Source organism: Actinoplanes sp. NPDC049118 (assembly GCF_040648555.1).
Lineage (GTDB): Bacteria > Actinomycetota > Actinomycetes > Mycobacteriales > Micromonosporaceae > Actinoplanes.
This window is the reverse complement of record NZ_JBEZDY010000004.1, coordinates 277,096-302,604: the sequence shown is the minus strand read 5'-3', so window position 1 is coordinate 302,604 and position 25,509 is coordinate 277,096. Positions and strand designations below refer to the sequence as shown.

General features: G+C 70.6%; 16 protein-coding genes, 2 tRNA genes and 2 pseudogenes. 14 read left to right on the top strand and 6 right to left on the bottom strand.

The genetic code is table 11. The annotated features are described in order from the left end of the window. Positions 1-50: 50 nt before the first annotated feature. From AB0B58_RS08280 to AB0B58_RS08270, 3 genes are all read left to right on the top strand, one after another. Positions 51-2,420 carry a polyketide synthase dehydratase domain-containing protein gene (locus AB0B58_RS08280; RefSeq protein WP_360219527.1) on the top strand — a complete coding sequence of 790 codons (2,370 nt, stop codon included), beginning with the start codon at positions 51-53 and terminating at the stop codon, positions 2,418-2,420. Between the two features lie 69 nt (positions 2,421-2,489). Beyond that, the gene (locus tag AB0B58_RS08275; protein ID WP_360219524.1) at positions 2,490-3,341 is read left to right on the top strand and encodes a fused MFS/spermidine synthase; all 852 of its coding nucleotides are present in this window, start codon (positions 2,490-2,492) and stop codon (positions 3,339-3,341) included. 168 nt (positions 3,342-3,509) lie between these two features. Next, positions 3,510-4,502: a translation initiation factor 2 gene (locus tag AB0B58_RS08270; protein WP_360219521.1), complete on the top strand. Its 993-nt coding sequence runs from the start codon at positions 3,510-3,512 to the stop codon at positions 4,500-4,502. A 237-nt stretch (positions 4,503-4,739) separates the two neighbouring features. Here AB0B58_RS08270 and AB0B58_RS08265 read toward each other — a convergent pair. Beyond that, positions 4,740-5,720: pseudogene (locus AB0B58_RS08265) on the bottom strand (TerC/Alx family metal homeostasis membrane protein); the annotation flags it as partial. 109 nt (positions 5,721-5,829) lie between these two features. Beyond that, the gene (locus tag AB0B58_RS08260) at positions 5,830-6,594 is read right to left on the bottom strand and encodes a pentapeptide repeat-containing protein (protein ID WP_360219518.1); all 765 of its coding nucleotides are present in this window, start codon (positions 6,592-6,594) and stop codon (positions 5,830-5,832) included. A 206-nt stretch (positions 6,595-6,800) separates the two neighbouring features. Between AB0B58_RS08260 and AB0B58_RS08255 the strand changes: the two genes are divergently transcribed. From AB0B58_RS08255 to AB0B58_RS08245, 3 genes are all read left to right on the top strand, one after another. Further along, positions 6,801-7,940, top strand: a complete 1,140-nt coding sequence (locus AB0B58_RS08255) for a lamin tail domain-containing protein (protein ID WP_360219515.1) — start codon at positions 6,801-6,803, stop codon at positions 7,938-7,940. A gap of 66 nt (positions 7,941-8,006) precedes the next feature. Next, positions 8,007-8,897: a DUF2199 domain-containing protein gene (locus AB0B58_RS08250; protein WP_360219512.1), complete on the top strand. Its 891-nt coding sequence runs from the start codon at positions 8,007-8,009 to the stop codon at positions 8,895-8,897. Between the two features lie 32 nt (positions 8,898-8,929). Continuing rightward, positions 8,930-9,003, top strand: a tRNA-Met gene (locus AB0B58_RS08245). A 633-nt stretch (positions 9,004-9,636) separates the two neighbouring features. On the opposite strand, the gene AB0B58_RS08240 is transcribed toward AB0B58_RS08245, so the two are convergent. Further along, positions 9,637-10,101: an LIC_13387 family protein gene (locus tag AB0B58_RS08240; RefSeq protein ID WP_360219509.1), complete on the bottom strand. Its 465-nt coding sequence runs from the start codon at positions 10,099-10,101 to the stop codon at positions 9,637-9,639. 79 nt (positions 10,102-10,180) lie between these two features. Here AB0B58_RS08240 and AB0B58_RS08235 point away from each other — a divergent pair, with 79 nt between their 5' ends. The 7 genes from AB0B58_RS08235 to AB0B58_RS08205 all read left to right on the top strand — a co-directional run bounded on the left by AB0B58_RS08235 (position 10,181) and on the right by AB0B58_RS08205 (position 20,105). Beyond that, on the top strand, positions 10,181-10,822 hold the full coding sequence (locus tag AB0B58_RS08235) for a TetR family transcriptional regulator (RefSeq protein WP_360219506.1): 642 nt from the start codon (positions 10,181-10,183) through the stop codon (positions 10,820-10,822). 600 nt (positions 10,823-11,422) lie between these two features. Further along, positions 11,423-12,301: a glycosyltransferase family 2 protein gene (locus AB0B58_RS08230; protein ID WP_360219503.1), complete on the top strand. Its 879-nt coding sequence runs from the start codon at positions 11,423-11,425 to the stop codon at positions 12,299-12,301. Next, complete coding sequence (locus tag AB0B58_RS08225) at positions 12,298-13,269, top strand: glycosyltransferase family 2 protein (RefSeq protein ID WP_360219500.1); 972 nt, start codon at positions 12,298-12,300, stop codon at positions 13,267-13,269. The genes AB0B58_RS08230 and AB0B58_RS08225 overlap by 4 nt, the downstream gene beginning before the upstream one ends. Continuing rightward, on the top strand, positions 13,266-15,041 hold the full coding sequence (locus AB0B58_RS08220) for a glycosyltransferase (RefSeq protein WP_360219497.1): 1,776 nt from the start codon (positions 13,266-13,268) through the stop codon (positions 15,039-15,041). The genes AB0B58_RS08225 and AB0B58_RS08220 overlap by 4 nt, the downstream gene beginning before the upstream one ends. 2 nt (positions 15,042-15,043) lie before the next feature. Continuing rightward, complete coding sequence (locus tag AB0B58_RS08215; RefSeq protein WP_360219494.1) at positions 15,044-16,312, top strand: glycosyltransferase; 1,269 nt, start codon at positions 15,044-15,046, stop codon at positions 16,310-16,312. Beyond that, positions 16,309-18,582, top strand: coding sequence for a hypothetical protein (locus AB0B58_RS08210; RefSeq protein WP_360219491.1), 2,274 nt, complete (start codon positions 16,309-16,311; stop codon positions 18,580-18,582). The genes AB0B58_RS08215 and AB0B58_RS08210 overlap by 4 nt, the downstream gene beginning before the upstream one ends. Beyond that, entirely contained in the window at positions 18,579-20,105 is a 1,527-nt protein-coding gene (locus tag AB0B58_RS08205; RefSeq protein WP_360219488.1) for an oligosaccharide flippase family protein, read from the top strand. Before AB0B58_RS08210 ends, AB0B58_RS08205 begins: the two co-directional genes overlap by 4 nt. Positions 20,106-20,112: 7 nt before the next feature. On the opposite strand, the pseudogene AB0B58_RS08200 reads toward AB0B58_RS08205, so the two are convergent. Continuing rightward, positions 20,113-20,865 (bottom strand): annotated as a pseudogene (locus AB0B58_RS08200) (glycoside hydrolase family 16 protein); the annotation flags it as partial. 718 nt (positions 20,866-21,583) lie between these two features. Here AB0B58_RS08200 and AB0B58_RS08195 point away from each other — a divergent pair. Next, the gene (locus AB0B58_RS08195) at positions 21,584-22,150 is read left to right on the top strand and encodes a hypothetical protein (protein WP_360219485.1); all 567 of its coding nucleotides are present in this window, start codon (positions 21,584-21,586) and stop codon (positions 22,148-22,150) included. Positions 22,151-22,278: 128 nt separating this feature from the next. Here AB0B58_RS08195 and AB0B58_RS08190 read toward each other — a convergent pair. Together AB0B58_RS08190 and AB0B58_RS08185 are read right to left on the bottom strand one after the other, a co-directional pair. Further along, positions 22,279-22,352 (bottom strand) — tRNA-Met (locus AB0B58_RS08190). A 118-nt stretch (positions 22,353-22,470) separates the two neighbouring features. After that, on the bottom strand, positions 22,471-25,437 hold the full coding sequence (locus tag AB0B58_RS08185; protein ID WP_360219482.1) for a UPF0182 family protein: 2,967 nt from the start codon (positions 25,435-25,437) through the stop codon (positions 22,471-22,473). Positions 25,438-25,509: the final 72 nt, after the last annotated feature.

Sequence of the window (25,509 nt, the reverse complement as noted above, 5' to 3'; positions counted from 1 at the left end):
GTCGGGCGGGCGCTTCCCGCCCGGAGCCGCGCCGATCGAGGAGAGAATCCGTGCCGTCCAGCCCACACCTCCCCCAGTCCGACAACCCGCCGCCGCCGGCGGCGGCCGACGCGCCGGGTTGGGAGGTGCTGGAACTGGCCCGGCGCAGCGCCGAGGCGCATGCGACCTTCCAGCGGTTGATGACCGAGGCACACCTGGAGTACCTGCGCGTCACCGAGACGATCCTGACCGGGCGCCTCGCGGCCCAACCCGCCGGCGCGGCGCCGGCCGCGCCGGCTCCGGCTCCGGCTCCGGCGACCGTTCCGACGCAGCCGGACCGGCAGGGATCGCTCGCCGCACCGCCGGCCCGCCCGGTCCCGGAGCCCGGCGGCCGGGCCGTCGTCGTGCCGATCACCGCAGCGGTGCCCGGCCGGCCGGTGCCCGCGGCGCCGGCCGGCGAGGCCGATGTGCTCGTGCGGCCGGCACCGTCCTGGGTGGAGACCGCGCTCAGCGGGCGCCCGCTGAGCGGCCTGGACGCCGGGCCGGTGCACGTCGTCGACGGCGGCAGCGGCCTCGCCGCCGCGGTCGCCGCCGAACTCTCCGAGCGCGGCATGGCCGCCGTGGTCGGCGACGGGCGGGGGCCTGGCGGCGTCGTCCTCCTGGACGGCATGGCGGGCCCGGCGACCCCCGGGGAGGCGATCGAATCCCAGCTCGCCGGCCTCCGGCTGGCACGCGAGAGCCGCCGGCGCGGGGTCTTCGTGATCGTCGCGGACACCGTGGTCCGGCCCGCCGGCGCCTGGCTCGGCGGCCTGAGCGGCCTGGCCACGGCGGGCGACGGGGAACGCAACCCGGTGTACGTGGAGTGCGAGCGTGGCGACCGGGGACCCGCCGCCCTGGCCGTGCTGATCGCCGACGAACTCACCCGGGGCGGTGGGGCGCAGCGCGTCCGCCTGGCCGCGGACGGCACCCGCAGCGTCGGCCACCCGGCCGGACCCGAGCCGTCGGCCTGGCCCGGTCTCCTCCTCGGATCGGAGCACCGGATCGGCGCGGACTCCGTGCTCCTGGCCCACGACTGCGGCGCGGCCCTGGTCGACGTGGCCCGCGAGACCCGGTGCCGGCTGATCCTGCTCGGGAACACGCCGCTCAACGAGGAACCGCCCGGCCTGGCCGACGCCCGCGACGAGCGGGCCATCCTCCGCAGGTTCGCCGCCGGCACCGGCGGGCCGGACGGCCTCGCCGGCATGCGGGCCCGGGCCCGCGCGGTGCTGACCGTGCGCGAGATCCGCGCCACGATCGAGGCCTGCGAGGCGGCCGGCGCCCGGATCCGCTACGTGTGCGCCGACACCGCCGAGGCGCTCTCCGCCGCACTCGACCGTGTCCGGGCCGACTGGGGCCCGATCACCGGCCTCCTGCACGGCCCGGTGCTCACCCCGGCGGCGAAGTCCGACGTCGCGGCCGGTGCACAGCTCACCGAGCTGGCGGCGGTGCTCGCGGCGACCGCGCGGGATCCGCTCGACACGATCGTCCTGCTCTCCGGTACGACGGATCACCCCATGGTCGGTGCCGCGCTCGATCGCGTCGCCGAGGCCGAGCAGGAGCTCCGCCCCGGTTGCCTCGTACGCTCGCTGACCTGGAACTCCCGGCGTACCGCCGAGGCGCGGCCGGAGCACGTGCGGCCCGGCACCGTCGCGGTGAGCGCGGCGAGGTATCCCTGGATCGACGATCACCGGCCGCAGGACATCGCGATCCTGCCGCCCGCCGCCGGCCTGGGCTGGATGGCCGCGGCCGTCCGGGCGCGCGAGCCCGAGGCCGTGCTCACCGGCTTCCGGGTGCTGCGCCCGGTCGCTACCGCGGAGCCGCAGACGATCTCGATCACGACCTCCGGCCGCGAGGTGTCGCTGGTCAACGCCGCCGGCGAGCCGTGCTTCCGGGCGCGGTTCGGCGCGCCCGGCCGGGACCGCGAGTGGCGGCCGACCGGCGACCCGGCGCGGTTCCCCGGCAGCTCGGTCTACGCCGGCCGGCCGCTGTTCCACGGGCCCCTGCTGCGGACGATCCGTTCGCTGGGCGAGATCGGCCCGGCGGGGGTCGTCGGCACGGTGTTCGGCGCCGGGCCGATGGGCTGGGCCGACGACGACCTACCGGTGGATCTCGCGGCGCTGGACGGCGCCGTGCAGCTCAGCGGGGTCTGGGCGATGGACGAACACCGCCCGGTGCTGCCGATGGGCGTGGCCGAGTGCCGGATCCACCGGTGGGGGCGGCTGCCCGGCCCCGCCCTGTGCGTGGTGGCCGACGGCCGGCGCGACGACCTCGGCGCCCGCTGCGACACCGCCCTGGTCGGCCCGGACGGCGAGCTGTGGATGGAGCTGCTCGGCATCGAGTTCGTCGCGCTCACCGCGGACGCACCCGCGCTCAGCGCGCCGAAGCCGGCGAGCTGGACCTAACGCCGAGCTCGTCGCCCCGGCCGGGTTCCCGCGACCCCGCCGCCGCACGGCAACCGACATACTGCTGCCGTGGCACAGCGCAGGCGGGGTGAGCGGCGGGTCGAGACCGTCGGCTCGGGGGTGGCCGAGCTGGTCGGGGACCCGGACCGGGCGTCGGGCTGGACGCTGCTGCTGGACGGCGCGCCGCAGTCGCATGTCGACCTGGCCGATCCGACCTACCTCGAGTTCGAGTACATCCGGCGGATGGCCGCCGCGATCGACCTGATCGCGCCGCCCGGAACGCCGCTGCGGGTGCTGCACCTGGGCGGGGGCGCGCTGACCCTGCCGCGCTACGTCGCCGCGACCCGGCCCGGCTCGCCGCAGCGGGTGGTGGAGATCGACGGGCCGCTGGTCGAGCTCGTGCGCAAGGCGCTGCCGTGGGACCCGAAGGCCAAGCTCCGGGTCCGGGTCGGCGACGCCCGCGAGGCGGTCACCGGAATGCGAGACGCCGGGTACGACCTGGTCGTGGTCGATGTCTTCGCGGGCTCGCGCACGCCCGCGCACCTGGCGTCGGTGGAGTTCGTCCGGGAGGCGGCACGGGTGCTGGCGCCGGGCGGGTGGCTGATCGCCAATGTCGCCGACGGGCCGCCGCTGCGCTATGCGCGTACCCAGGTCGCGACGATCCGGGCGGTGCTACCGCAGGCCTGCCTGATCGCGGACGCCGCGATGCTGCGCGGCCGGCGCTTCGGCAACCTGGTCGTGCTCGCCGGGCGGACGCCGCCGCCGGTGACGCAGCTGAGCCGGCGGGTCGCCGGTGACTGGTTCCCCGGCCGGGTCGAGACAGATCTCGATCGATTCACCGCGGGGCAGGCGGCGGCGACAGACATCGACGCGGTTCCCTCTCCGGCCCCTCCCGAGGGACTGTTCAGCTCGCGGTCCTAGACCGGTGGACGGTCGATTCGGCCGAAGGTTCAGGTGCACCCCGGCCTCGGGTGCCGACCGTTTCGGCGCGCGACAAATTCAGCGCCGCACGACTTGTCTGTGTGGACACCGGCCCGGTCTAATCGAGGGATGCTGGACCGGCATTTCCTGTCTGTTTCCGGATCACCGTTGCCCCGGACCGACGTGTTCGGGCCCCTGCAGGGCGGCGAGCGCAAGCTGTGGCGCGGCCGCTGCGCCGTCGCCGAGTACGCGTTCGACAAGGCCGCCTCCCTGCCGCGCTGGGCGCTGCCCGAGACGACCGAGGTCCTCGTCACCGACCACCGCGTGGCGTACGCGTACACCTCCTCCGCGTCGCCCGACGACGTCGAGGTCACCTCCGGTGAGCTGCGCTGGCTCTGGCCGCAGCACCTGCGGGTGCAGCCCGGCTCCCGGGCTCCGGGCCGGGCCGCCTCCGCCGCGCAGATCCAGCTGGTGTGCGCCGCGTCCGACGACTCCTTCCCCGCGCTGGTGTTCGCGGGTGGCGAGCTGGCGACGGCCGCCGACGCCGACCGGCTGGCGAACCTGATCCGGCACGCGATCGCCCGCTTCCGGGTGGACAACGCGGAGAAGCTCGGCCTGTCGACCCCGCAGGCCCGGATGCTGTCGCGCCTGCTCATCGGCCCCGAGTTCAACAACTACCAGGGCGGCGAGGGCCAAACGGTGACGCTGCTGGGCGCACTCACCCTGACCCGCCCCGCCCGGTCCGCCGAGCCCGACCTGACGCCCGAACCCGGCGACGGGCCCGTCGGGGACGACGGCCCGCGGCCGGCCGCCGCGAGCGACGGCACCGCCCGGCCGCGCGGCCATCGGCCCGGTCTGGCCGCCGACGACGCCCGGGCGCTGCGGGCCGCGGAGGCGGAGGCGGAGGCACAGGTCTCCGAGCCCGGCCTGGCGACCCGCGCGGCCGACCTGGCGGCCCGGGTGGCCGACCTCGTCTCGGGCGCCCCTGCCCCGGCGGCGCCGGCCGCCGACGACACTCCGACCACTGACCTCGCGGCCCGTGCCGCGAACGTGCGCCGCGCGGAGGCCCGCTTCGTGGCGAACTCGGCGAAGGGAAAGGCCGCCGCACGCCGCCCCGAGCGCGGGATCGGCTCGGGCTCCCGGGGCAACCGCACCCCCTGAGCCACGCGACCGTCAGGGTGCGACGCTGAAGCACGACCCGGCGCTGACCCGCCGCTCGTGCAGCACGTGCGCCCGGTTCAGCAGATCCATCAGCTCGGACTCCTGGCGGATCCGGGCCCGGTACCGCTCCGGCAGGCTCTTGAGGTGCGCCTCCTCCACGACGAGCCGGTGGTAGATCTCGTCGCAGTACTTCGGGTCGGTCTCGATGTCGAGGAACTCCTTGGCGTGCCGGCGCGCCGCGGCGACGTACGTCTGTGCCCGGCCCTTCGGGCTGAGCAGCGAGGCCACCACCGTGATGATCAGTACGCCGATAATGAAGGCCAGCGACACGCCGGTGCTGATCTCCACCACCTCGATGTGCTCGCCGCCGTTGATGAACGGGACGTTGTTCTCGTGCATGGCGTGCAGGATCAGCTTCACGCCGATGAATCCCAGGATCGCGGCCAGCCCGTACGACAGGTAGATGAGGCGGTCCAGCAGGCCGTCGAGCAGGAAGTAGAGCTGCCGCAGGCCGAGCAGCGAGAATACGGTCGCGGTGAAGACCAGGTAGACGCTCTGGGTGAGGCCGAAGATGGCCGGGATCGAGTCCAGCGCGAACAGGATGTCGGTGCCGCCGATGGCGACCATGACCAGCAGCATCGGAGTCAGGACCCGCTTGCCGTCCCGGACGGTGAAGAGCTTGTCGCCGTCGTAATCGTCGGAGGTGCGCAGGAACCGCCGGGCGATCCGGATGATCACGTTGTCCGCGGCGCGGTCGTCACCGTCGTCGCCCTTGAGCAGGCTACCGGCCGTGATCAGCAGGATCAGGCCGAAGAGATAGAAGACCCAGGCGAACGAGTTGATCAGCGCGGCGCCCAGGAAGATGAAGCCGGTCCGGGCGATCAGCGAGAACACGATGCCGAACAGCAGCACCTTCTGCTGGTCGGCGCGCGGCACCTTGAAGCTGTTGAGCAGCACCAGGAAGACGAAGAGGTTGTCGACCGACAGCGCCTTCTCGGTCACCCAGCCGGCGAAGTACTCGGCGCCCATGTCGACGCCGCCGAAGACCAGCACGCCGAGGCCGAACAGGACGGCGAGGCCCACGTAGACGGCGGACCAGGCGGCCGCCTCCCGCAGCGACGGGATGTGCGCGCGCCGGACATGGAAGTAGAAGTCGAAGGCGATCAGAGCGACGACCCCGACGACGGTCAGCGACCAGACCAGGCCGGACACCTGCATGACAACACGCTCCAGGAGAGGCCTCGGTCTTCGCCGAGATCCATCTTAGGGCCGGGCGGGTGCGTGCGCAGTTCTCCCCGTTCACATTGGACGGGGTACGGCGGCGGCCTCACCGCCGGGTCGTCTCGTCGGTGACCGCGGCCTTGACCTGCGACTCGGTGAGGAACAACGCCCCGCTCAGGTCGGCGCCCCGCAGGTCGGCGCCGCGGAGATCCGCACCGGTGAGGTCGGCCGTCCGCAGGTCGGCGCCGCGCAGGTCGGCGCCGATCAGCACGGCTCCGCGCAGGCTCGCGCCCCGCAGGTCGGTACCCCTCATCCGGCGCCCGATCAGGTTCGCGCCGCGGTGATCGGCACGCCGGCTCCCGGCCCGGGCCAGCTCGCTCGCCTTCAGCAACAACGGGTTGACCCGGCTCCGGTACGCCGAGAGATCCAGGGCGAGCAGTTCCTCGGGAGTCCCGCCGGCGAGCGCGGTGGTCTCCTCCAGCGCCGCCTGCAGCCTCGGCCGCAGCCCGCGCGCCGCCGGCAGTTCCAGCGCCTGGCTCACGTACCAGGCGAGTTCGTGAATCTGCCGCATGACCGGCAGAACCGCGAACATCTGCCCGGCGGCGCCGGGCGCGCCCCGCCAGTCCCGGCCGCCGAAGGTCACCTGGGTGACCTGCTGGCCGGCGCCGAAGCAGTCGAAGACGACGCAGCCGCGGAAGCCCTTCTCGGGCAGCCGCTCGTGGATGCCGCACCGGAAGTCCTCGGCGAGGTTGGGGCAGGGCCGTCCGGCGGGCTTGTCGACGGCGAAGTCGGCGGACTTGGCGAAGGCGGGCGCGACGCAGCACAGCCCGGCGCACCGGCCGCAGTCCGCACGCAGCTCGAGGGTGACCACCTGACGACCGTATACCGGGCCGCATTTCTGGTGCGGAGTCCGAGATGCCAGTAACCTCCCGTCACCACGCCGCATGACTGAATGTAACTGTGCGTTGCCTGAACGCTCACCAACCAGTCAAGATCCGCGCCCGTCCGGACGGGTGACTACGTTCCGTAATGCTTACTACGCTGCGCTGGACCCCAACCCTTGAGGAGATCCTGCTGATGCGTGCACGTATTACGGCGATATTCACGACGATCGGCTGTGTAGCCGCCCTCGGCCTGACCGCCCCCGCGGCCGCGGCCGACGCGGCACCGACCATCTCGGCGCCGGCGAGCCGCAACGGCTTCGGACCGATCACCATCACCGGTAAGGCGCCCGCGGGCGCCACGGTCGAGCTGTACGAGTCGGCGTACATCTTCAACGACTTCTACCCCGCGCCCGTCTTCGGCACCGGCGGATACGTCACCACCACGGCGAGCAGCTCGGGCAGCTACACGCTGACCCGCATGGTCGACTCCGGCTTCCGCTTCTACGTGAAGGCCAACGGCGTCGAGTCGAATCGCATCACGGTCGCGATGGGGATCATCCCGACCATGACGATGACCGCCTCGAACGGCACCGTCGGCGTCGATGTCGCGGCCGACCCGGCCCAGCCGGGCCTCAGGGTGCACGTCCAGCGCAACGACAGCGGCGCCTGGACGGACGTCGCGGGCGGCTACACCTCCGACCCCGCGGCCGTCTTCACGACGACCCTCAACGGCCAGGGCTCGGGCACCAAGACCTACCGCGCCGTGATCGACGCCGACACGGACAACAACCTGCTGGCCGGCCAGACCACCTCGATCTCGCTCAACGTCGGCAACGGCACCGGCGGCGGCACCGGCGGCGGGACCACCCCGACCCCGAACCCGACGCCGACCACACCCACCCCGACCCCCAAGCCGACCACGCCGGCGCCCAAGCCCACCACGCCGGCGCCGAAGGCCGGCGACGTGCAGTTCTCGAAGATCGTCTACAACTCACCGGGCAAGGACACGGGCAGCAACACCAGCCTGAACGCCGAGTACGTCCGCCTGCTCAACAAGACCAAGGCGACGATCAACCTCAAGGGCTGGACGATCCGCGACGCGGCCGGGCACGTCTACACGGTCAACACGGACCAGCGCGTCGCCGCCGGCAAGTACGTCTACCTGCACACCGGCAAGGGCACCAACGGCAAGCCCGACTCGCGGCACCGCTACTGGAACCGCACCGGCTACGTGTGGAACAACGGCGGCGACACCGCGTACCTGCGTACGTCGAGCGGCAAGTCGATCGACTCCTGCAAGTGGACCAGCGGCAAGGGCCAGACCTACTGCTGAGCGTGACGCCAGGTGCGGCCCTCCGGCTCCTGCCGGAGGGCCGCGTCTTGTGGGTAGGGTGCGCGGGTGTCTGATCACCTGCCTGACTGCCCATGCTGCGGCGGCACCCTGTCCCCGGTCGACCTGGCGGTCCGCTCGGCCTGGCCGGACCCGATGCTCACGCTCTCCGAGCCGGAGCGGGAGGCCACCTGGGGCAACCACCACCTGCGCCAGGCCGACGGCATCGGCGCGTTCGTCCGCTGCCTCATGCCCGTGCGCCTGACCGGCGGCGGCAGCATCGAGTTCTCCGTCTGGCTCCGCGTCGGCCCGGACGCGCTGCGGCACGCGCACGAGATCTGGGAGACCCCCGCGTACGCGGACCTGCGGCTGGAGGGCGTCGTCTCGAACGGCATCAAGCCCTGGGACGACCTGTACGGCGCGCCGGGCCGGGCCGAAGTCCGCGACCCCGAGTCGATCCCGTACCTGGTGGCGGACGAAGGCACCCCGCTGTACCGCATCCTGCACGAGGAGTGGGACCGCGACGAGGTGCTGAGCCGCCTCACCTACGCCCTGCCGACCCCGGTGCGGCAGCGCATCACCGAGCGCTGGTCGCTGGAGCGCTCGGCGGGCCTGGAACTCAGGTGGCACGAGAACCGGCTCTACTTCGCCGGCCCCGGCCGCACCGTGCACCTCGACTCGCTGGGCCCGCCGCCCGGACTCTCCCCCGCCGAGGTGATCACCGCGCTGACCGAGGACGCACCGCGGGACCGCGACGGCGAACTCACGGAAGAGGACGGCGACCTCCGCCGGCACGCCTTCTGGCGCCCGGCCCTCGGCGACGGCCGCATCGTGCACAACCTGCACGGCTTCGTCGCCGTTCCGGGCGCGGTCCTGCACCTGGTCTGCGTCTACGACGACCCGGAGTCCCTGGAGTGGGCGCAACGCGTGTGGCGCTCCGTGCGCCCCGAGAAGGGCTGACGGCCTGCGGCGTGCTAGCGTTGCACAAGCGACGCGGGGTGGAGCAGCTCGGTAGCTCGCTGGGCTCATAACCCAGAGGTCGCAGGTTCAAATCCTGTCCCCGCTACGAGGGAAGAGGGCTCTGTCCGCGGGATGCGCGGACCGGGCCCTCTTCGTTATTCCTGCTCCGGGGCCGCGCCCCGGAAACCCCACGGTGTGGTGGGCGCCGTGGGTGCTGCGGTGACACGGCCGGCTTCTCGATCGGCAAAAGTGCCACCGTGGTGCCGGTTATTGGTTCTGGGCTGGGTCACATCGCCTCGGGGGCCTTCGTGTTCTCCGTGGTCGCGCCCATATGCCGCGAAGGGTTGCGAAGGCCTCGTCGACGGGAATTGACCGACGAGAAGCCGTCGGTGCGTCATGCAGTACCGGTCCACTCGGATCCGTTCCTGGCTGGGCTGCGTCACAACCGGCTCGGTGCCGAGAGCCCCGGCAGAATCCGGAAGAGATTGCCGCAGCCTGGCGGCTGCTTCGCGTTCATCCGGTTCTCGACGGTTTTCTGGCATCGGTCATCCCTGCATCTGGCTCCGGTGAAGATTCAGTGCGTCAATGCCTGGACGATCTGCCAATTCGCTGCGCAGACCCGAGAGAGACGCTCCCTGGTTCACGGTCCGGACACCGCCGGCCCGGGACCAGGTTGAAATTGCTCGTTGGTGGTGCATCCGGCTGTCGAGCCCGATGACCCTGACCCGGGCCGAGCAGATCAAGCCGGTGGCACCGTCGGCACGGTCGCCGGGCCTGGGCGGGTGAGGGCGAAGCCGAACCCCGCGCAGGCGACGCCGAGGAGCGCGATCGGCGGCGGCGGGAACAGCAGGGTCGCCAGCACGAACGCCGGCAGCACGACGGCGAGGTTGAGCCACAACGCCGCGCGCGTGTCGAACAGGTGCGGCGCGCGGCGCAGGGCGAGCAGGTTCAGCGCTCCGAGGCCGGCGATGAACAACGCCATCGACAGGCTGAAACCCATGAAGAGCTGCCACAGGGTGCGGTCGAGCCCGCCGATGTCGACGTGCGTGGCGGCCATCGCCTCCCGGGTGGCGCGCTCGGCGGCGGGGGTGGCCGTGGCCGCGCCGACGGCGACCGCCACGCCGTGGGTGACGCCGGCGATCAACAGCGACCAGGCACCGATGGCGCAGGAACGTCCGCGCGCGGACGGGGATGCGGGGATCATCGTTCCTCTACATTCATAGAGCCGGACGCTACAGCTGTAGAGTCACCGGCCGCAAGCTCTACAGCGGTAGAGTGTGTCGATGGTCTCCAACCGCCACCGGCTCGTCGCCGACGCCGCCCTCGTCGTGCTGGCCGAACAGGGCTCCCGCGGCCTGACCCACCGCGCGGTCGACGCCGCGGCCGGCCTGCCGCCCGGGTCCGCCTCGTACTACTACCGCTCCCGCGCGGCGCTGCTGGCCGCCTGCGTCCAGCGCCTGATCGACCAGGACCACGACCAGCTGGACGCGCTCACGCCCATGGCCACCGCCACGGGGCCGGCCGCCCTGTCCGAAGCCCTCGCCGGACTCCTGCACCACTGGTTGACCACCGACCGGCGCCGGCACCTGGCCCGCTACGAACTCACCATGGAGTCGGTACGCCGGCCGGAACTCGCCACCGAACTCCACGCCGCCGGAAGCGCCCTGCGCCAGCGGATCGCCGCGGTGCTCGCCGGGCTCGGCGCACCGGACCCGGCACGCCAGGCCAGATTGCTCGTCGCCTGCATCGACGGCATCCTGTTCGACAACATCGCCGGCGCCAACGCGAGCAGCCCCATGAGCGCCGCGGACCTGCACGCCGCCGCGCGCGATCTGATCGGCGCCGCGTTGCCAGGGCCCGTCGATGGCCCGCCGACCGCCGTTCCGCACCGCAGGGCGGGCTCTGCGCCGACTGCGATGTCGTGATGCATCGCCCTGGCCGACTGTTCACCGGTCCCGGGCGTCGTGGCATAACCACCGTTTTCGGCTCCGACGGCAACTACCTGCTCGGTGCGCGATGTGGGCGCGGTCGGCGAATCGACTGACGTCACCGTTGTCGCCCAAGTTTCCATACTGTGAATTGAACAATATCTGCGTATCGTGGACGGTGCCGGCTCGTTAATGGCCGCCATATCCGTTCCTGAGTTGCCGGTCGGCGGCGATCGGCGAGAATCTCTCATGGAAGACGGTGGCGGCGTACCTCGTTCGGGTTGAGGGATCCTGTCGAGATGAATAGACGCCATTGTCGGCTTTGCAGTGGTTCCACGCGCGTCCTACGCGTCGACACGCCCACCTTCGTGGTCGGCTGTTGAGATAAGCGTAGGTGTTTTGCCTCTTTCTTGCGTGATCGATCTCGTGGTGAGCAATTGGCCACGGTTGACGCCTTACCCAATTTCGGAAAATCTGTGCCCACGACATCGCGGACGGGTGTGAAGCGCCATTCGTGAAACCGTCGCCTTGGGTCAAGATCATTTCCAGACTCTGTACTGATCATGCGAAACCCAAGGTACTGAATATGGGGAGGCAGTGCTGAAATCACGTCGATCGTGTCCGACGGTCAGTGTCATCGTGCCGGCGCTGAACGAGGGGAGGAACCTCCCTCACGTGGCGGCACGCATGCCGGACGTCGACGAACTGATCCTTGTCGACGGTGGCTCCACCGACGACACGGTGGAGGTGGCGACCAGGCTGTGGCCCGATGTACGGGTCGTGCAGCAGAACCGAACCGGTAAGGGCAACGCGCTCGCGTGCGGCTTCGCGGCCGCACACGGCGACATCATCGTCATGATCGATGCGGACGGGTCCACCGATCCGGCCGAGATACCGATGTTCGTCGAGGCGTTGCGCAACGGTGCCGACTTCGCCAAGGGTTCACGTTTCCTGTCCGCCGGCGGCAGCGCGGACATCACCCGTCTGCGCCGACGCGGCAACAAGATCCTCAACGGGTTCGTGAACGTGCTTTTCCGGACCAGCTACAGCGACCTCTGCTATGGATACAACGCCTTCTGGGCCGACTGCCTCTGGGTCTTCGACCTCGACCACACCAGCCCGCCGCTGGCCGGCGGCGCCAAGCGCTGGGGCGACGGCTTCGAGATCGAAACACTGCTCAACCTGCGCATCGCGCGCGCCAAGCTGCGTGTCGCGGAGGTGGCGAGCTTCGAGCACGAACGCATTCACGGCGTCAGCAACCTCAACGCGATGACCGACGGCATTCGGGTACTCCGGACGATCATGCGGGAGTTTCCCCGGCGTGCGCGGCCGGCTCCGGCCACCTCGGCATTCGCCACGGTGGAGGTTCCGCAGGCCCGACGGCCGTCCTCCGGGACCCCACAAGCCGCCACCTCGCAAGCCGGCACCCCGCAAGCCACCACCCCGAAACCAGCCGCGATGCGGAGAGCGTCGTGACCACGACCGCACGCCGTGGGACGGCGTCCCGGAAGCCGGCGGCGGCGCCCTCGATGACCGTGGTGATCTGCTGCTACACCAACCAGCGCTGGGCGGAGATGCGGGCCGCGTGCGCCGCGGTCCGCCGTCAGCTCGCCGCCGGTGACGAACTCGTGGTGGTGGTCGACCACAACGACGACCTCTTCCGCCGGGCGGCGGGGGCGTTGACCGACGCACGCGTGCTGCGCAGCCAGGGACCGCGCGGCCTGTCGGCAGCGCGCAACACCGGTGTCCGGGCCGCCACCGGCGATGTCGTGGTCTTCCTGGACGACGATGCCGAGCCGCGGGCCGGTTGGCTCGATGGGCTGCGGGAGGTGTTCGGCGAGCCGGACGTCGCGGTCGCCGGCACCACCGTGACGCCGCGTTGGGAGGGCGGCACAGCGCCGGCGTGGTTCCCGGTGGAGTTCGGTTGGGTGGTCGGCTGCAGCTACCGCGGTCAGCCGACCCGGCGCAGCGAGGTACGAAATCCGATCGGTGCGTCGATGGCCGTGCGCCGCGCGGTGTTCGCCAAGGCCGGCGGCTTCTCCGAGGCAATGGGACGGGTCGGCACGCTGCCGGTCGGCTGTGAGGAGACGGAGTTCTGCATCCGGGCGGCGCGTGCTCGCCCGGGTGACCGGGTGGTGCTGGAACCGGATGCGTACGTGGACCACTTCGTGCCGGTCGCCCGGCAGACGGTCGGCTACTTTGTGCGCCGCTGCTATCACGAGGGCCGTTCCAAGTACGCGGTAGCGCAACTGAGCGGACACCGGGCCGCATTCGCCACCGAGCGGCGGTATGTGCGTGCCGTGCTGCCCGCCGGTGTGCTCCGCGGCGTCCGAGAAGGCCTCCGGCAGCCGTACGCGCTGCTGCGCTCCGGCGCCATCGTGCTCGGCCTGGCCGCCACCGTCACCGGATTGGTGGCCGGGCGGATGCGGGCGGTGGCACGTTGAGCCGACCCATCGTGTTCAGCATCGTCGTGCCGACCTTCAACCGGTGCGAGGTCCTGATGCGGAGCATCGAGTCGATCGTCGCGACCCGCAGACCATGGCCCTGCGAACTGATCGTGGTGGACGACGGGTCCGAGGACGGCACCTTCGAAGCCCTCACCGCGCTGACGTTGCCGCTGCCCTTTCATCCGATCCGGCAGATCAACAGCGGCGCGGCCGCAGCGCGCAACCGCGGGACGCTCGCCGCCAAGGGCCGCTATCTGCTCTTCCTCGACGATGACATGATCGTGGACGAGAACATCCTGGTAGAACACGAGCGCTCGCTGGCCGGCGGCGCGGACGCCGTCGTCGGTGACATCCCGCTGCACCCGGAGCTGCCACGGACGGTGCTCACCCGTGGCGTCGGGCGGTGGGCCGAGCAACGCCGCCGTCGGTTGGAGAGCGAACCCGGCCGGCTTACGGTGTCGGACTTCCTCACCGGCCAGTTGTCCGTACGTGCCTCCTGTTTCAGGTCGGCGCGCGGGTTCGACGAGGATCTCACCGCGGGCGGATCGTTCGGCGGGGAGGATACCGATCTGCTGCTCCGGCTCCGGGCGGCTCAGGTCCGGCTCGAGTACAACGGCGCGGCGATCTCGTACCAGCGGTACGTCGTGACCCCCGAGCAGAATCTCCGGCAGTGGCAGGAGGCCGGCCGCAACGATGCGACCCTGTCGCGCAAGCATCCCGGCATCGGTCGGGTGCTGTTCCGGCAGCATCACGGCGGCACCGCGACGGGACGGCTCACCCGGGCGGCGGCCACGTTGCCCGAACCGGTGCTACGCCGGCTGCGAACTGCGATCAGCCGCCGAGCGGCGGCGGGCCGGACCGATCCGCCGACCGAATGGGCGTACGCCCGGATGCGCGACATCGGCTATTGGGCCGGTGCGCGGACCGGCGGCGGGATTCTCCGGAACAGCTTGTCCGACGTACGCATCTTGGCCTATCACGCCGTCGACCACCTCGACGATCCGGTGATCGGCCGCTGGACGGTGACGCCGGAGGACTTCGAGGCGCAGGTGACCGAGTTGCTCCGGCGAGGCCACACCTTCATCGGCGTCGACCAGCTTCTCGCCCATTTCGACGACGGGGTGCCGCTGGCCAGCCAAAGCCTGCTCCTGACCTTCGACGACGGCTACGAAAGCCTGATGGAGTATGCCGCGCCGATCCTTGCCCGGCTCGGCGTACCCGCGGTGGTCTGCGTGGTAAGCGGCCAACTGGGCGGACACAACGCGTGGGATGTTCGGTCCGGCGCGACCCGGTTGCCGCTGCTCACCGTCGAGCAGTTGAGCCTGCTCAGCGACGCGGGGTGGGAGATCGCCGCGCACACCCACACCCACGCGCACCTCACGTCGCTGCTCGGTGGCCGCCTGCGCGACGAGTTGATCCGCCCGAGGACGACTCTCGCGGCCAACGGCCTGCGGCCGCCGCGCCTGCTTGCCTATCCGCACGGAGAGCATGACTTCCGGGTACGCGCCTACGCCAAGCGCGCCGGATATGACGCCTGCCTCGCGCTCAACGGCGCCGGGGCGTCGCCGACGGCGACCGATCGTTTCGCCCTACCGCGCGTCGAGGTCCTCCGCGGGATCACCCCGGAACACCTGGCCGGCATGCTCGCCGATGCCGTACCGCCGTCTTCGCCGGAGGTCGGCCGGGAGATGAAGGCGGTGCTCCGGATGGCGCTCGACGGCGTGCCACGGCAGCGCCGCAGGCAGCCCGAAGCAGCGATGAGGAGATGACGATGACCATGGGGATCTGGTGTGCGGAGTTCGAACTGTCCGGTGACACCGGGCCGACCGGCGTCGTGCCCTACGCCGGCGAGGACACCCAGCGTCTGCTGGTCCGGCTGCACGGTGAGCCGATCGGATACGTCACCCTGAAGGCGGCCAGTGACCCGCTCGAGGTCGCATGGCGAGAGTTGCACGGCGCCATCAGCGACCACCTGCGGAGCGAAGGCATTTCGGTGGCGGACGCGCCGGTCGCCACCCGGGTCCTGGCGGCCACGGACAGATGCCCGGACCTGCCGGTGGCGGCGGGCGGGGTGTCGGTCGTGGTCTGCACCCGCAACCGGGCCGCGATGCTGGCGTCGTGCCTCGACCGGCTCGGACTGATCGATTACCCCGACGTCGAGTTCATCGTCGTGGACAACGCGCCCAGCGACGACTCCACTCTCCAGCTGGTCCGCGAGGTGCAGGCCCGCGATCCGCGGTTTCGCTACGAGCTCGAGGAACGGCCCGGCCTGTCGTATGCCCGCAACCGGGGACTCGCCGCGGCGCGGGGAAAGTACATCGCCTACACCGACGACGACGTGTCCGTCGACCCGCACTGGGTGCACGGCATCGTGAAAGGGTTCCGCCGGAACCGCGACGTTCAGTGCGTCACCGGCCTGGTCTGCACCGCGGCCATCACCAACGACGCGGAGGCGTACTTCGACGCCCGGACGTCGTCCTGGTCGTCACGGTGTGCGCCACAGCTTTTCGACCTCACGCCGGAATCACGCCCGAACTCGTTGTATCCGTACTCGGCCGGGATCTTCGGCACCGGGGCGAGCTTCGCCTTCGTCCGGGACTCGCTGATCGAGATCGGCGGCTTCGATGAGGCGCTGGGCGCCGGCACGGCCACCCGCGGCGGCGAGGATCTGGACATTTTCGTACGCGTCCTGAGGGGTGGCGGGAGCATCGCCTACGAGCCGTCGGCGCTTGTCTGGCACCACCACCGTGCCGACGACAAGTCGCTGTCCGATCAGATGTACGGCTACGGCGCTGGACTCACCGCGTACCTGACGAAGCTGCTGTTGCAGCGCTCCACCGGGTTCGATGTGATCTCGCGGGTGCCCGCCGGACTGATCCGGATCGGCATGATCCGGAGGGGCACGGTCAAGCGGATGGCCTCACCGGCGAGCCGGCCGAAGCGCATGCTGAGCCGCGAATTCGCGGGCTACCTGGCCGGTCCGATCCTGTACGCGCGAGCCCGCCGGACGGCCGCCCGCGCCGGATCGGCGGCTCGGTGACCACGTTCCGTGGCAAGGCCACGGCCGCCGTGCGGCTGATCCCGACTCAGATACGCCACGCCGGTACGTTGCGGTTCACGCCGGACCCGGCGCCCGGCCACGTGTACACCGCGGCCGGGCGCCGGGACTGGAACTTCACCACCCGACTCTCCGCGGCCAGCAACGGGGTTCGGTTCGCCAGCGACACCTCGGACCACCGGTTCGTCATCTCCGGGCTGAGCCTGGTGATGCTGCTGGTCGGCGGTGCCGGGTTCCTGACCGGACAACACGACGCGCAGACGGTCGGGCTGGCCTTCTACGTCTTCGTCGGGATCGGTGGCGCGCCTTGGGTGCTGGCGAAGCGGACCCGCCTGCCGACCAGGCTCGCGATGACGGCGCTCACCTCGTTGTGCGTTCCGACCGTGGTCGGTTTGACGATGATGGCCCTCGGCGACTGGCGGCCGGCGGCCGTGTTCGTCGGACTTGTGGTCCTCAGCGTGCCCCTGCACGTGTACGGATGCGTGACGGCCCGGCAGGACCGCAGGATGCGCGGTGGTATCGACGCCGGGCCCCGTGACGTCGCGGCGCGTGCCCGGGCGTCGCGGCTGTCCCGGCTTGCGCGCAAGCACGGCAGCGTCTCGCTGCTACTGGCACTGGCCGGAGGCGCGATGTGCCTCGTCGCGGCGCTCACCCACCGGCACGTAGACCCGGGACTCTGGGGTTTCCTGTCGGTCATCGGCCCGCTGTGGTACGTCGGGCTCGCGCTGGTGCTCGTGTCGTTCGCGGTGTCCCGGGCGGACAGCGACGCCTCGGTGGCGGTCGCCGTGACGATCCTCGTGCTCGTTCTCACCGCCACCCCGGCGCTGGTCTACGACGGTCCGCGGTCGCAGTCCGCGGCCAAGCACGTCGACTTCATCCAGCAGATCCGTACGCTGCACCGGCTCGACACCGCGGTGCCGGTCTACAACGCGTGGCCGGGCTTCTTCGCGGCCATGGCCTGGGTCTGCGATGTCGCCGGTATCCGGGACCCGATGCGGCTCGCCATCTGCTGGCCGACGCTGATCGGCCTGTTCAAACTGGCCGGCCTGCGGTTCCTGGCCGGTACCGTGCTGACCTCGCGGACCGCCGCGTGGGTCGCGGTGGCGCTCGCGGTACTCGCCGACCCGATCGGCGCTGACTACTTCTCCCCGCAGTCGGTCGGTTTCGTGATCGGGCTTATCTCCTTCGCGATAGCGCTGTCGCACTATCACACCCCGCTCAAGGTGATCGCTCTGACGATGGCCGGCTGCGCGCTGGCGGTCTCGCACCAACTCAGCCCGTACCTGGTCGGTGGGACGCTGGTGATCCTCACGCTGTTCCGTCAGGTGCGGCCGTGGTGGCTCCCGGCGACCGTGCTCGGCCCGGCCGCGATCTGGGCGCTGCTGAACCGCGGTGCGCTGGCCGGTTTCCTGGACATCGGCGAAGTGGGCAACGCCAGGAACTTCCGGCCACCGCCGACCGCCACAGCGAACGGGCTGGACCGGCTACCGGTCGTGACGTTGAGCGCGTGGGCGCTTGCCGCCGGTATCCTCGTGCTGGCCGTCGTGGCCGGCCTGGTGGTACTCCGGCGCTGGCGCAGCATCGAGGCGTGGGCGCTGGCGGCGGCGCCGGCGGCCGGACTCGCGATCATCGCGGTCAATCCGTACGGTCAGGAGGGGATCTTCCGGGCCGCTCTGTTCGGCATTCCCTGGCTGGCCCTGCTCGCCTCGCAGTTGTTCCGCCGCGGTGACGAACGCAGGCCGAACCGCCCGCTGCTCGCGGTGCTGAGCGTCCTCTGCGTCACGTTTCTCACTGCGGCGTTCGGCCTGGACGCCACGAACGTCATCCGGCCCGGCGACCGCCTGGCGTTCCAGTACTTCGCCGCACACGGTGTGGCCGGACGGACGACCTATCTCCTCCAGATCGGCCCGGGCGACCTGCCCAGCACGCCACCGGGCGCGGACAGGTCGCACGTCGCGGTCGCGGTCGAGGAGCTGAGGCCGTTCGGCCCGGGTGGCCCGGACGAGCCGGCGGAACAGACGTGCCGGAGGCTGACCCGCGGCATCCTGGCCAAGTCCGGCGACACCCCTGCCAGCGCGTCGATCTATGCGCTCTGGTCGCCGACCTCGTCGTACTACGGCTGGGAATACGGCATCGACCGCCCCGCGCACTTCGCCGAGCTGCGGGACGCGTTCCGGCGATCCACGAACTGGACCGTGGTGTTCCAATCCGGCGGCAGCGTGCTGTACCGCTACCGCCCCGGAGTGACATGACCACGCAGATCGATCAGCAGGTGTCCCGGCTGTTCGGCCGGGACTCGGTCTACATGCTGCTCTGGGCCGCGCAGCTACTCTGCGCGGCGGGATTCACGCCGGTCATCACCCGGCTACTCGGCACCGGCGAGATGGGTGTCGTCGCCTCCAGCATCGCCATCATGCAGGTGCTGTTCGTATTCGCCGGGTCGTTCCTGGCCACCGCGGTGCAGCGGGAGTACGAGCGGGCCGGCGGCCGGGTGAACGCGGCCCGGATCCTCACCGTGGCGATGTTGATCGCGGCGCTCGTAGCCCTGCCGGCCGCGGCGACGATCGGATGGTGGGCCCGGCCGCTCGGGCTTGCCGGTGAGGGAGTCGCGCTGCGGCTGGCCGTGGCGTGGGCGGCCGGTTCGGCGGTGACCGCGGTGTCACTCGCGTTGCTGCGTAGCCAGGACCGGCTGCTCAGGTTCGCGCTGGTCAGCCTCACCCAGTCGGTGCTGGCCGAGGCCGCGAGTCTCGCGATAATCGCCGGTGACCGCCGGACGGGTGCGGACTTCCTCTATGGCCGTGTGCTCGCCCAGGGCGCGGCGCTGCTGCTCGCCGTGCTGCTGACCCGGCCCCGTGCGGTACGGCTGCGTGACCTGCCGATGGTCCGGGACGCGATGGGATTCGCGCTGCCGCTCGTGCCGGCCGTTCTGGGCACGTTCGTGCTCTCCACGGCGGACCGCCTGATCGTGCAGGGCTTGATGGGCAACGACGCGGTCGCTCGATACCAGGTGGCCTACAACATCGCATCCGCGCCGATGCTGCTGTTGGCGATGCTCTACTCGATGTGGATGCCGCGGTTCTTCGCGGTGTCCGGACAAGCCGAGCGTGCCGCGGTGATCGCGGCCGGCCGCGATGTGTTGTACCGCCTGATGGTGCCGCTGATCGGAGGGCTCACCATCGGCGCCCCGATCATTCTGCGGTTGTGGGCGCCACCTTCGTACCGGATGGACGAGCTCGCATGGACCGTGCTGATCGTGGTGGTGACCGCGGTGCCGTTCTCCAGCCAGCTCGCCGCGTCGCAGGCGTTGACCACCCAGGGCCGGACCGTCGGCATCGCGGTGGCGACGCTGGTCGCGGCGCTGGCCAACGTCCTGCTCAACCTGGTACTGGTGCCGCGCTACGGGCTCACCGGCTCGGCCGTCGCGACTCTCGCCTCGTACGGCCTGCTGGCCGCGTTCCTAGGCCACCGGGCGCGGCTGCCCGCTGCGCCGTGGCTGTCGCCCGTGCGGCTCGGCGGCGCGACATTCGTCGCGGTCCTGGCGACCGCCGCACCGACCACCGGATGGGCGTTCTGGATCAGGGCCCTGCTGGTCGTGCTGAGCGTGGCATGGTTCCTGTTCATCCTGGCCGGACTACGGGAGGCACCCCGCCCGCCCACACGGAGATGGTCCCGACGGTCATCGTCTTCGGAAATCCCGCGTGCACGCCGGGCGGCACCGCGACATTCAGCAGCAGCCGCTGAGGCCGGGCGAACGGCCAGGCATACCCTGCCTTGATCGCATCGTCGGCCCAGACCGTCATGGTCGGCCGGCGGTCGATGTAGAAACGCACCAGGCGGCCGTCGAAGTACACCCCGTACCGGTGTGGCCTGACGTCGACCGTCTCGCCGAGGTCGGTGCTTCCGCCGGGCTCGGTCCAGCCGTACTGGTGATGGGCGTGCGGATCGGTGCGGGCGCTCAGGTGGATGGCGCTGTGCGCGATCGTCGGGCGTGCCCCCCAGCCTTCGAAGATGTCCAGCTCGCCGCAGGCCGGCCAGCCGACACCGTCGATGTCGTTGCCGACCGTCCAGAAGGCCGGCCAGATTCCGTCCCCGACGGGTGCCTTGATCGGAGATTCGATGTACGAGCCTGGCGCGATCGCGATCTGGTCCCGGCCGGCGATCCTGGCGCTGGTGAATTCGCGGCTGATGCCGTCGGTGCCCCTGAGACGTTCCGCGCGGGCGGTGATCACCAGGTGGCCGGCACCGTCCAACTGGACGTTCGACGGGCGGGACGTGTACGTCTGCAACTCCTCGTTGCCCCAGCCGTGGCCACCGGTGTCGTGTCGCCACACCGCCGGATCAGGAGGACTCCCGCGGGGGCCGTCGAACGCGATCGTTCTGGTCGGGGCGCCCGTCGCGACCGGCGGAAGCGGCACGTCCACCTCACGGAGGCTCGCCCCCTTGATCTGTACGGTGAACGCCCCGTCGCTGGGCAGTCCGAAGTAGAGCCCGGTGTCCGTGTGCGCTCGGCGCACGCAGATGAAGGTGCGGCTCATGAGGTGCCAGCCGCGGTCGCGGTATCCGGCGTACTGGCTGACTTCGGTCGGCCGGTGGGCGAACTCACCGTTGGCGAGCAGCATGCCGACGGGGGCGCCGGTGCCGGAGGTTTCGCGTACCCACGCCTGCATGCGGTAGGTGTGGCCGATCTTGAGCCGGGTCCCGGGCGAGCGCAGGGTGGCCATTGCGTAGGCCCAGTCGCCGCTGCCGGCGGCCCGGCTGACCTTGATCGTCTGGCCGGTGTTCGTCAGCTGGACCGGCCCCGCCGCGGACGCGGCGGTCCACCCGGCGGTGCCCGCGCCGGCCGAGCCGTTGACGACCAGTTCGGGCAGGGATCGCACCTTTTCAGAATGATGCGCGGCAATGAACGATACGAGTGAAATGCACGCGGCGAAAAGGGCCACCATTCGTCTAGAAAGCATGAAGGCCTTCACTCATCGGGTAATTGATATGAACCTAGCGCATTTCTCTACCCATCGGGCAACTCGTCCGAGTGCGAAACCGACTTCCCCCGATCGCGTTAATGGATCCGTCCGCGCCCGCCTCCGATCCGGGCGGGCGGGGTGGCCTGCCCGGGTCAGTCGTAGTAGCGGCGGGCGCTGGAACCGGCCCGGGTGATGTCGGTGCCGTAGATGTGCACGCTGATCGCGGTTTCGCTGCCGTCGTTGCGGACACGGTGCATGTCTCCCGGAGGCGCGAAGCCGCTGACCTCGCCCGGTGGCTGTCGCGCACACCGACCGGGTTGAGCGATTCGTCGAACGGTTCTTCGTGCTCGACGCCCGCCAGCACGCCCACGACACACCAGGTGATGTGGTCGTGGACCCGGGCGCTCTGGCCGGGCCGCCAGACCAGGCCGAGGATGGAGAACTCGCCGTCGGGCTCGGCGTGCAGCAGGTGGTCGACGTATCCGCCGGGATCCCCGAGGCGCTGGTCAGGGGTCAGGACGTCCGGGCCGGGCAGGTGCGCGCGGAGCTGGTCAGCGACCAGCTCCGCGGTGTGCGCCCAGTCCGCTCGCCCATCTGTCACGTGGCGCACGGCCGCGACGAGTTCGGTGACACTGGCCGACCACCACGACTCGAACTGGCCCTGCGCACCCACCGGGCGCCCGGCATCCAGGCAACCCCACCTGGACGGCTTCCGCAGACGCATCCACCTGGCCACGTACGGCGATCCGCCGGCGCCCCCGCGACGGCGGCCTTCATCACGGCACTACACCGCGCTGTCCACCAGATCCACCCCGACCCGGCGACCTCGGACGATGCGACTTCACCCCGAACCAAGTGATCGGCACGACGGTGCTCACGGCACGACGGTGCCCACGACACCGTGGGGCGTCCGGGGCGCGGCCCCGGAGCAGGAATAACGAAGAGGGCCCGGTCCGCGCTTCCCGCGGACAGAGCCCTCTTCCCTCGTAGCGGGGACAGGATTTGAACCTGCGACCTCTGGGTTATGAGCCCAGCGAGCTACCGAGCTGCTCCACCCCGCGTCGGTAAGAACAGCCTAGCCTGCGGCTGGACCGACATGCAAAACGGCCCCGCGTAACCTGCCCCACACACGCTCGCGGCCCGCCGGTAACCCGGCGGGCCGCGCTGTCTGCGGTCAGGTCAGCCGCTCGCCGTCGGCGCCGGCACCGACGCATTCACGGACGGGTTCGTCGACGGCTGGGTCGACGGACCCTTCGTCGGCGGGGTCGCCACGCCCGCCGCCTTCTGCGCGTTCTGGAAGTTGGTCATCGCCACGTCCAGCGCCTGCAGTGCCGCGCCGTACTTCGCGAAGTCGCCCGACTGCTGGGCCACCTTCACGTTCGCGATGGCCTTGTCCAGGTCCGCCGCCGCCTGGGCCAGTTGGCCCGTGAGGACCGGCTGGCCGTTGCCCGGCGGCGGCTGCTCGGTGCCCGGCGGGGTGCTCGTCGTGGGCTGGTTGGTCTTGCCCTGTTCGACGAGCTTGTCCAGGCCTTCCTTCAGGTTGTTCGCCAGCACGACGTAGGTGCCGCCGTCGCCGTACGACATGAGGACCTTCTGGAGCAGCGGTACGGCGTCCTGTTGCCCGCTCTTCACGTACACGGGCTCGACGTAGAGCATGCCGTCGCCGACCGGCAGCGAGATGAGGTTGCCGAACAGCACCTGTGACTGGTTGCTGTTGGACAGCAGCGTCAGCTCCGACCGTACGGTCGCGTTGTTGGTCATCCGCTGATGGACCTGGACCGGGCCCTGGATGGCGGTCTGGTCCGGTAGCTCCAGGATCTCCAGGCGGGGCTTGTCGTCCACGTACGACCCGGAGATCAGCGCCGCCAGGTTGTCCCGGTTGTTCGGGGTCACCGCCGACGTGAGCTGGAACCGCGTGCTGTCCTGCCCCGGCAGCTGCACGTTCAGGTAGAACGGCGGCTGCTTGACCTCGCTGTCGGGGTCGTCGGGCACGTTCGGCACCTGCCAGAAGTCCTGGCCGCTGAAGTACTCGCTCGGCTCGGTGACGTGGAACCGGGCCAGCAGGTTGCGCTGCACCTTGAACATGTCGGCCGGGTACCGGAAGTGCGCGGCCAGGGCCGCCGGGGTCTGCGCCTTCGGCGTGATCAGCTTGCCGCCGAACGCCCGGTTCCAGGCCTTGAGGACCGGGTCCTGGTCGTCGAACTCGTACAGGGTGACCGTGCCGTCGTACGCGTCGACGGTCGCCTTCACCGAGTTGCGCATGTAGTTGATGTTGTCGCGGGCGAGCGCGACCGTGCCCCGGTTGGTGAGCTCGTCGGTCGTCTCCTCCTGCAGGTTGATCCGCTGCGAGTACGGGTACGTCGCCGCGGTCGTGTAGCCGTCGAGGATCCACTTGACCCGGCCGTCGACCACGGCGGGGTACGGGTCGCCGTCGATGGTGAGGAACGGCGCGACCTTCTCCACGCGGGAGCGGGGGTCACGCACGTACATCAGGCGGGAGTTGTCGTTGACCGCGTCGGAGAGCAGGAAGTTGCTCTCGGTGTTCTTGATCGCGAAGACCAGCCGGCGGAAGAACGAGCCGATCGGCACGCCACCGGCGCCCTCGTAGGTGTAGCGCTCCTCGGCGTTGTTGTTGTTCGGCTGGGGCCGGTCGAACTCGGTCTTCTTGGTCTCGTCGGTCTGGCCGACGATCGCGTACTCGGTGGACTGCTCGCCGAAGTAGATCCGGGGCTGGTCGACCTTGATCTCCTCGGTCGCCGAGGCGCAGCCGGGCTGCTGGTCGTCGCCGAGGAAGCCGGAGACGAAGTACGGCAGGCCGCCGCAGACGACCTGGTTGGCGGGGGCCGCGACCATGCCGTAGCCGTGGGTGAAGACCGTGTGCCGGTTCAGCCAGTTCTGCTGCTGGGTGGTCAGCGCGTTGTCGTTGATCTCACGGACGCCGACCACGTAGTCCTGCGGCTTGTTGTTCGCCAGCGTGTAGCGGTCCACGTCCAGCTTCGGGCCGAAGTCGTAGAAGCCGCGGACCTGCTGCTGCTGGGTGTACGCCTCGGAGACCAGTTGTGGGTCTATCAACCGGACGTTCTGGGCGCTGGTGTCCGAGGCGAGCGTCGCCGGCGGTCTCGTCGACGATGCCGCGTACGGCCGGACCTCGGTCTCCGAGAGGCCGAACGCGGCCCTCGTGGCCTCGATCGACCGGGCGATGTACGGCGCCTCCTTGTCCGCGAGGCTCGGCTGCACCTGGAAGTTCTGGACCGCCAGCGGGTAGATGCCGCCGATCGCGACCGCGGAGATGGCGAGCAGGCCCAGCGCGACGCCGGGCCAGACCAGGTTCCGCATCACCGCGTTGGAGAAGACGATGATCGCGATCGCCACCACGATCGAGATGTAGGCCAGGATCTCCTTGGCCGGCATGAGCGCGTTGACGTCCGTGTAGCCGGCGCCGTACAGGCCCGGGGAGACGTGCTGCTCGAGCAGCAGCGCCCGCCGGTCCAGGATGTAGGCGACGGCCTTGAGCAGCACGAAGAACGCCACCAGCGTGGTCAGGTGCGCCCGCGCCGCCGAGGTCATCCGGTCGCCGACGCCCTGCAGGCGTACGCCGCCGAAGATGTAGTGCACGGCGAGCGCGCCGATGACCGACAGGACGATCGCGGTGAAGCCGACGCCGAGCAGATAGCGCCAGAGCGGGTACTCGAAGATGTAGAAGCTGATATCGACCTTGAACTCGGGGTCCTTGGTGCCGAACGGCTGGGAGTTCTGGAAGAGCACCCAGTCCTTCCAGCGGCTCTGCGCGGACAGCCCGGCGAAGAAGCCGATGACCGCCGAGACGACCGTGATCCAGGTGCCGAGCCGCGGCTGGATGACCATCCGGTAGCGCTCGAGCGTGGCCTGCTCCGCCGAGTGCGGCCGCAGCAGCGGGCGGAGCCGGTAGGCCAGGTAGAGGTTCGCTGCGATCACCAGCGCCATCGAGACTCCGATGACGAGGAAGAGCAGCAGCCGGGTCACCAGTACGCCGGTGTAGACACCTGTGAAGTTGACCTCGTCGAACCACAGGTAGTCGGTGTACGCGTCGATGCCCCAGCCGAGCAAGGTGAAAAGGAGGAAGACCCCCACGAGGACGCCGACGGTCACGCGACCGCGCCGGCTCATCCTCGGTAGAGGACTGTTACGCATGACCAACGTGAACCCCACAAAGTCGGACCGGTATTTCACATTACGGGT

Bases quoted from the DNA above. Each gene is read 5' to 3' on its own strand.
- AB0B58_RS08255 (WP_360219515.1), top strand. From the start codon at position 6,801: ATGCGTGCACGTATTACGGCGATATTCACGACGATCGGCTGTGTAGCC.
- AB0B58_RS08215 (WP_360219494.1), top strand. From the start codon at position 15,044: ATGACCATGGGGATCTGGTGTGCGGAGTTCGAACTGTCCGGTGACACC.
- AB0B58_RS08205 (WP_360219488.1), top strand. From the start codon at position 18,579: ATGACCACGCAGATCGATCAGCAGGTGTCCCGGCTGTTCGGCCGGGAC.
- AB0B58_RS08185 (WP_360219482.1), bottom strand. From the start codon at position 25,437: ATGAGCCGGCGCGGTCGCGTGACCGTCGGCGTCCTCGTGGGGGTCTTC.
- AB0B58_RS08240 (WP_360219509.1), bottom strand. From the start codon at position 10,101: ATGATCCCCGCATCCCCGTCCGCGCGCGGACGTTCCTGCGCCATCGGT.
- AB0B58_RS08235 (WP_360219506.1), top strand. From the start codon at position 10,181: ATGGTCTCCAACCGCCACCGGCTCGTCGCCGACGCCGCCCTCGTCGTG.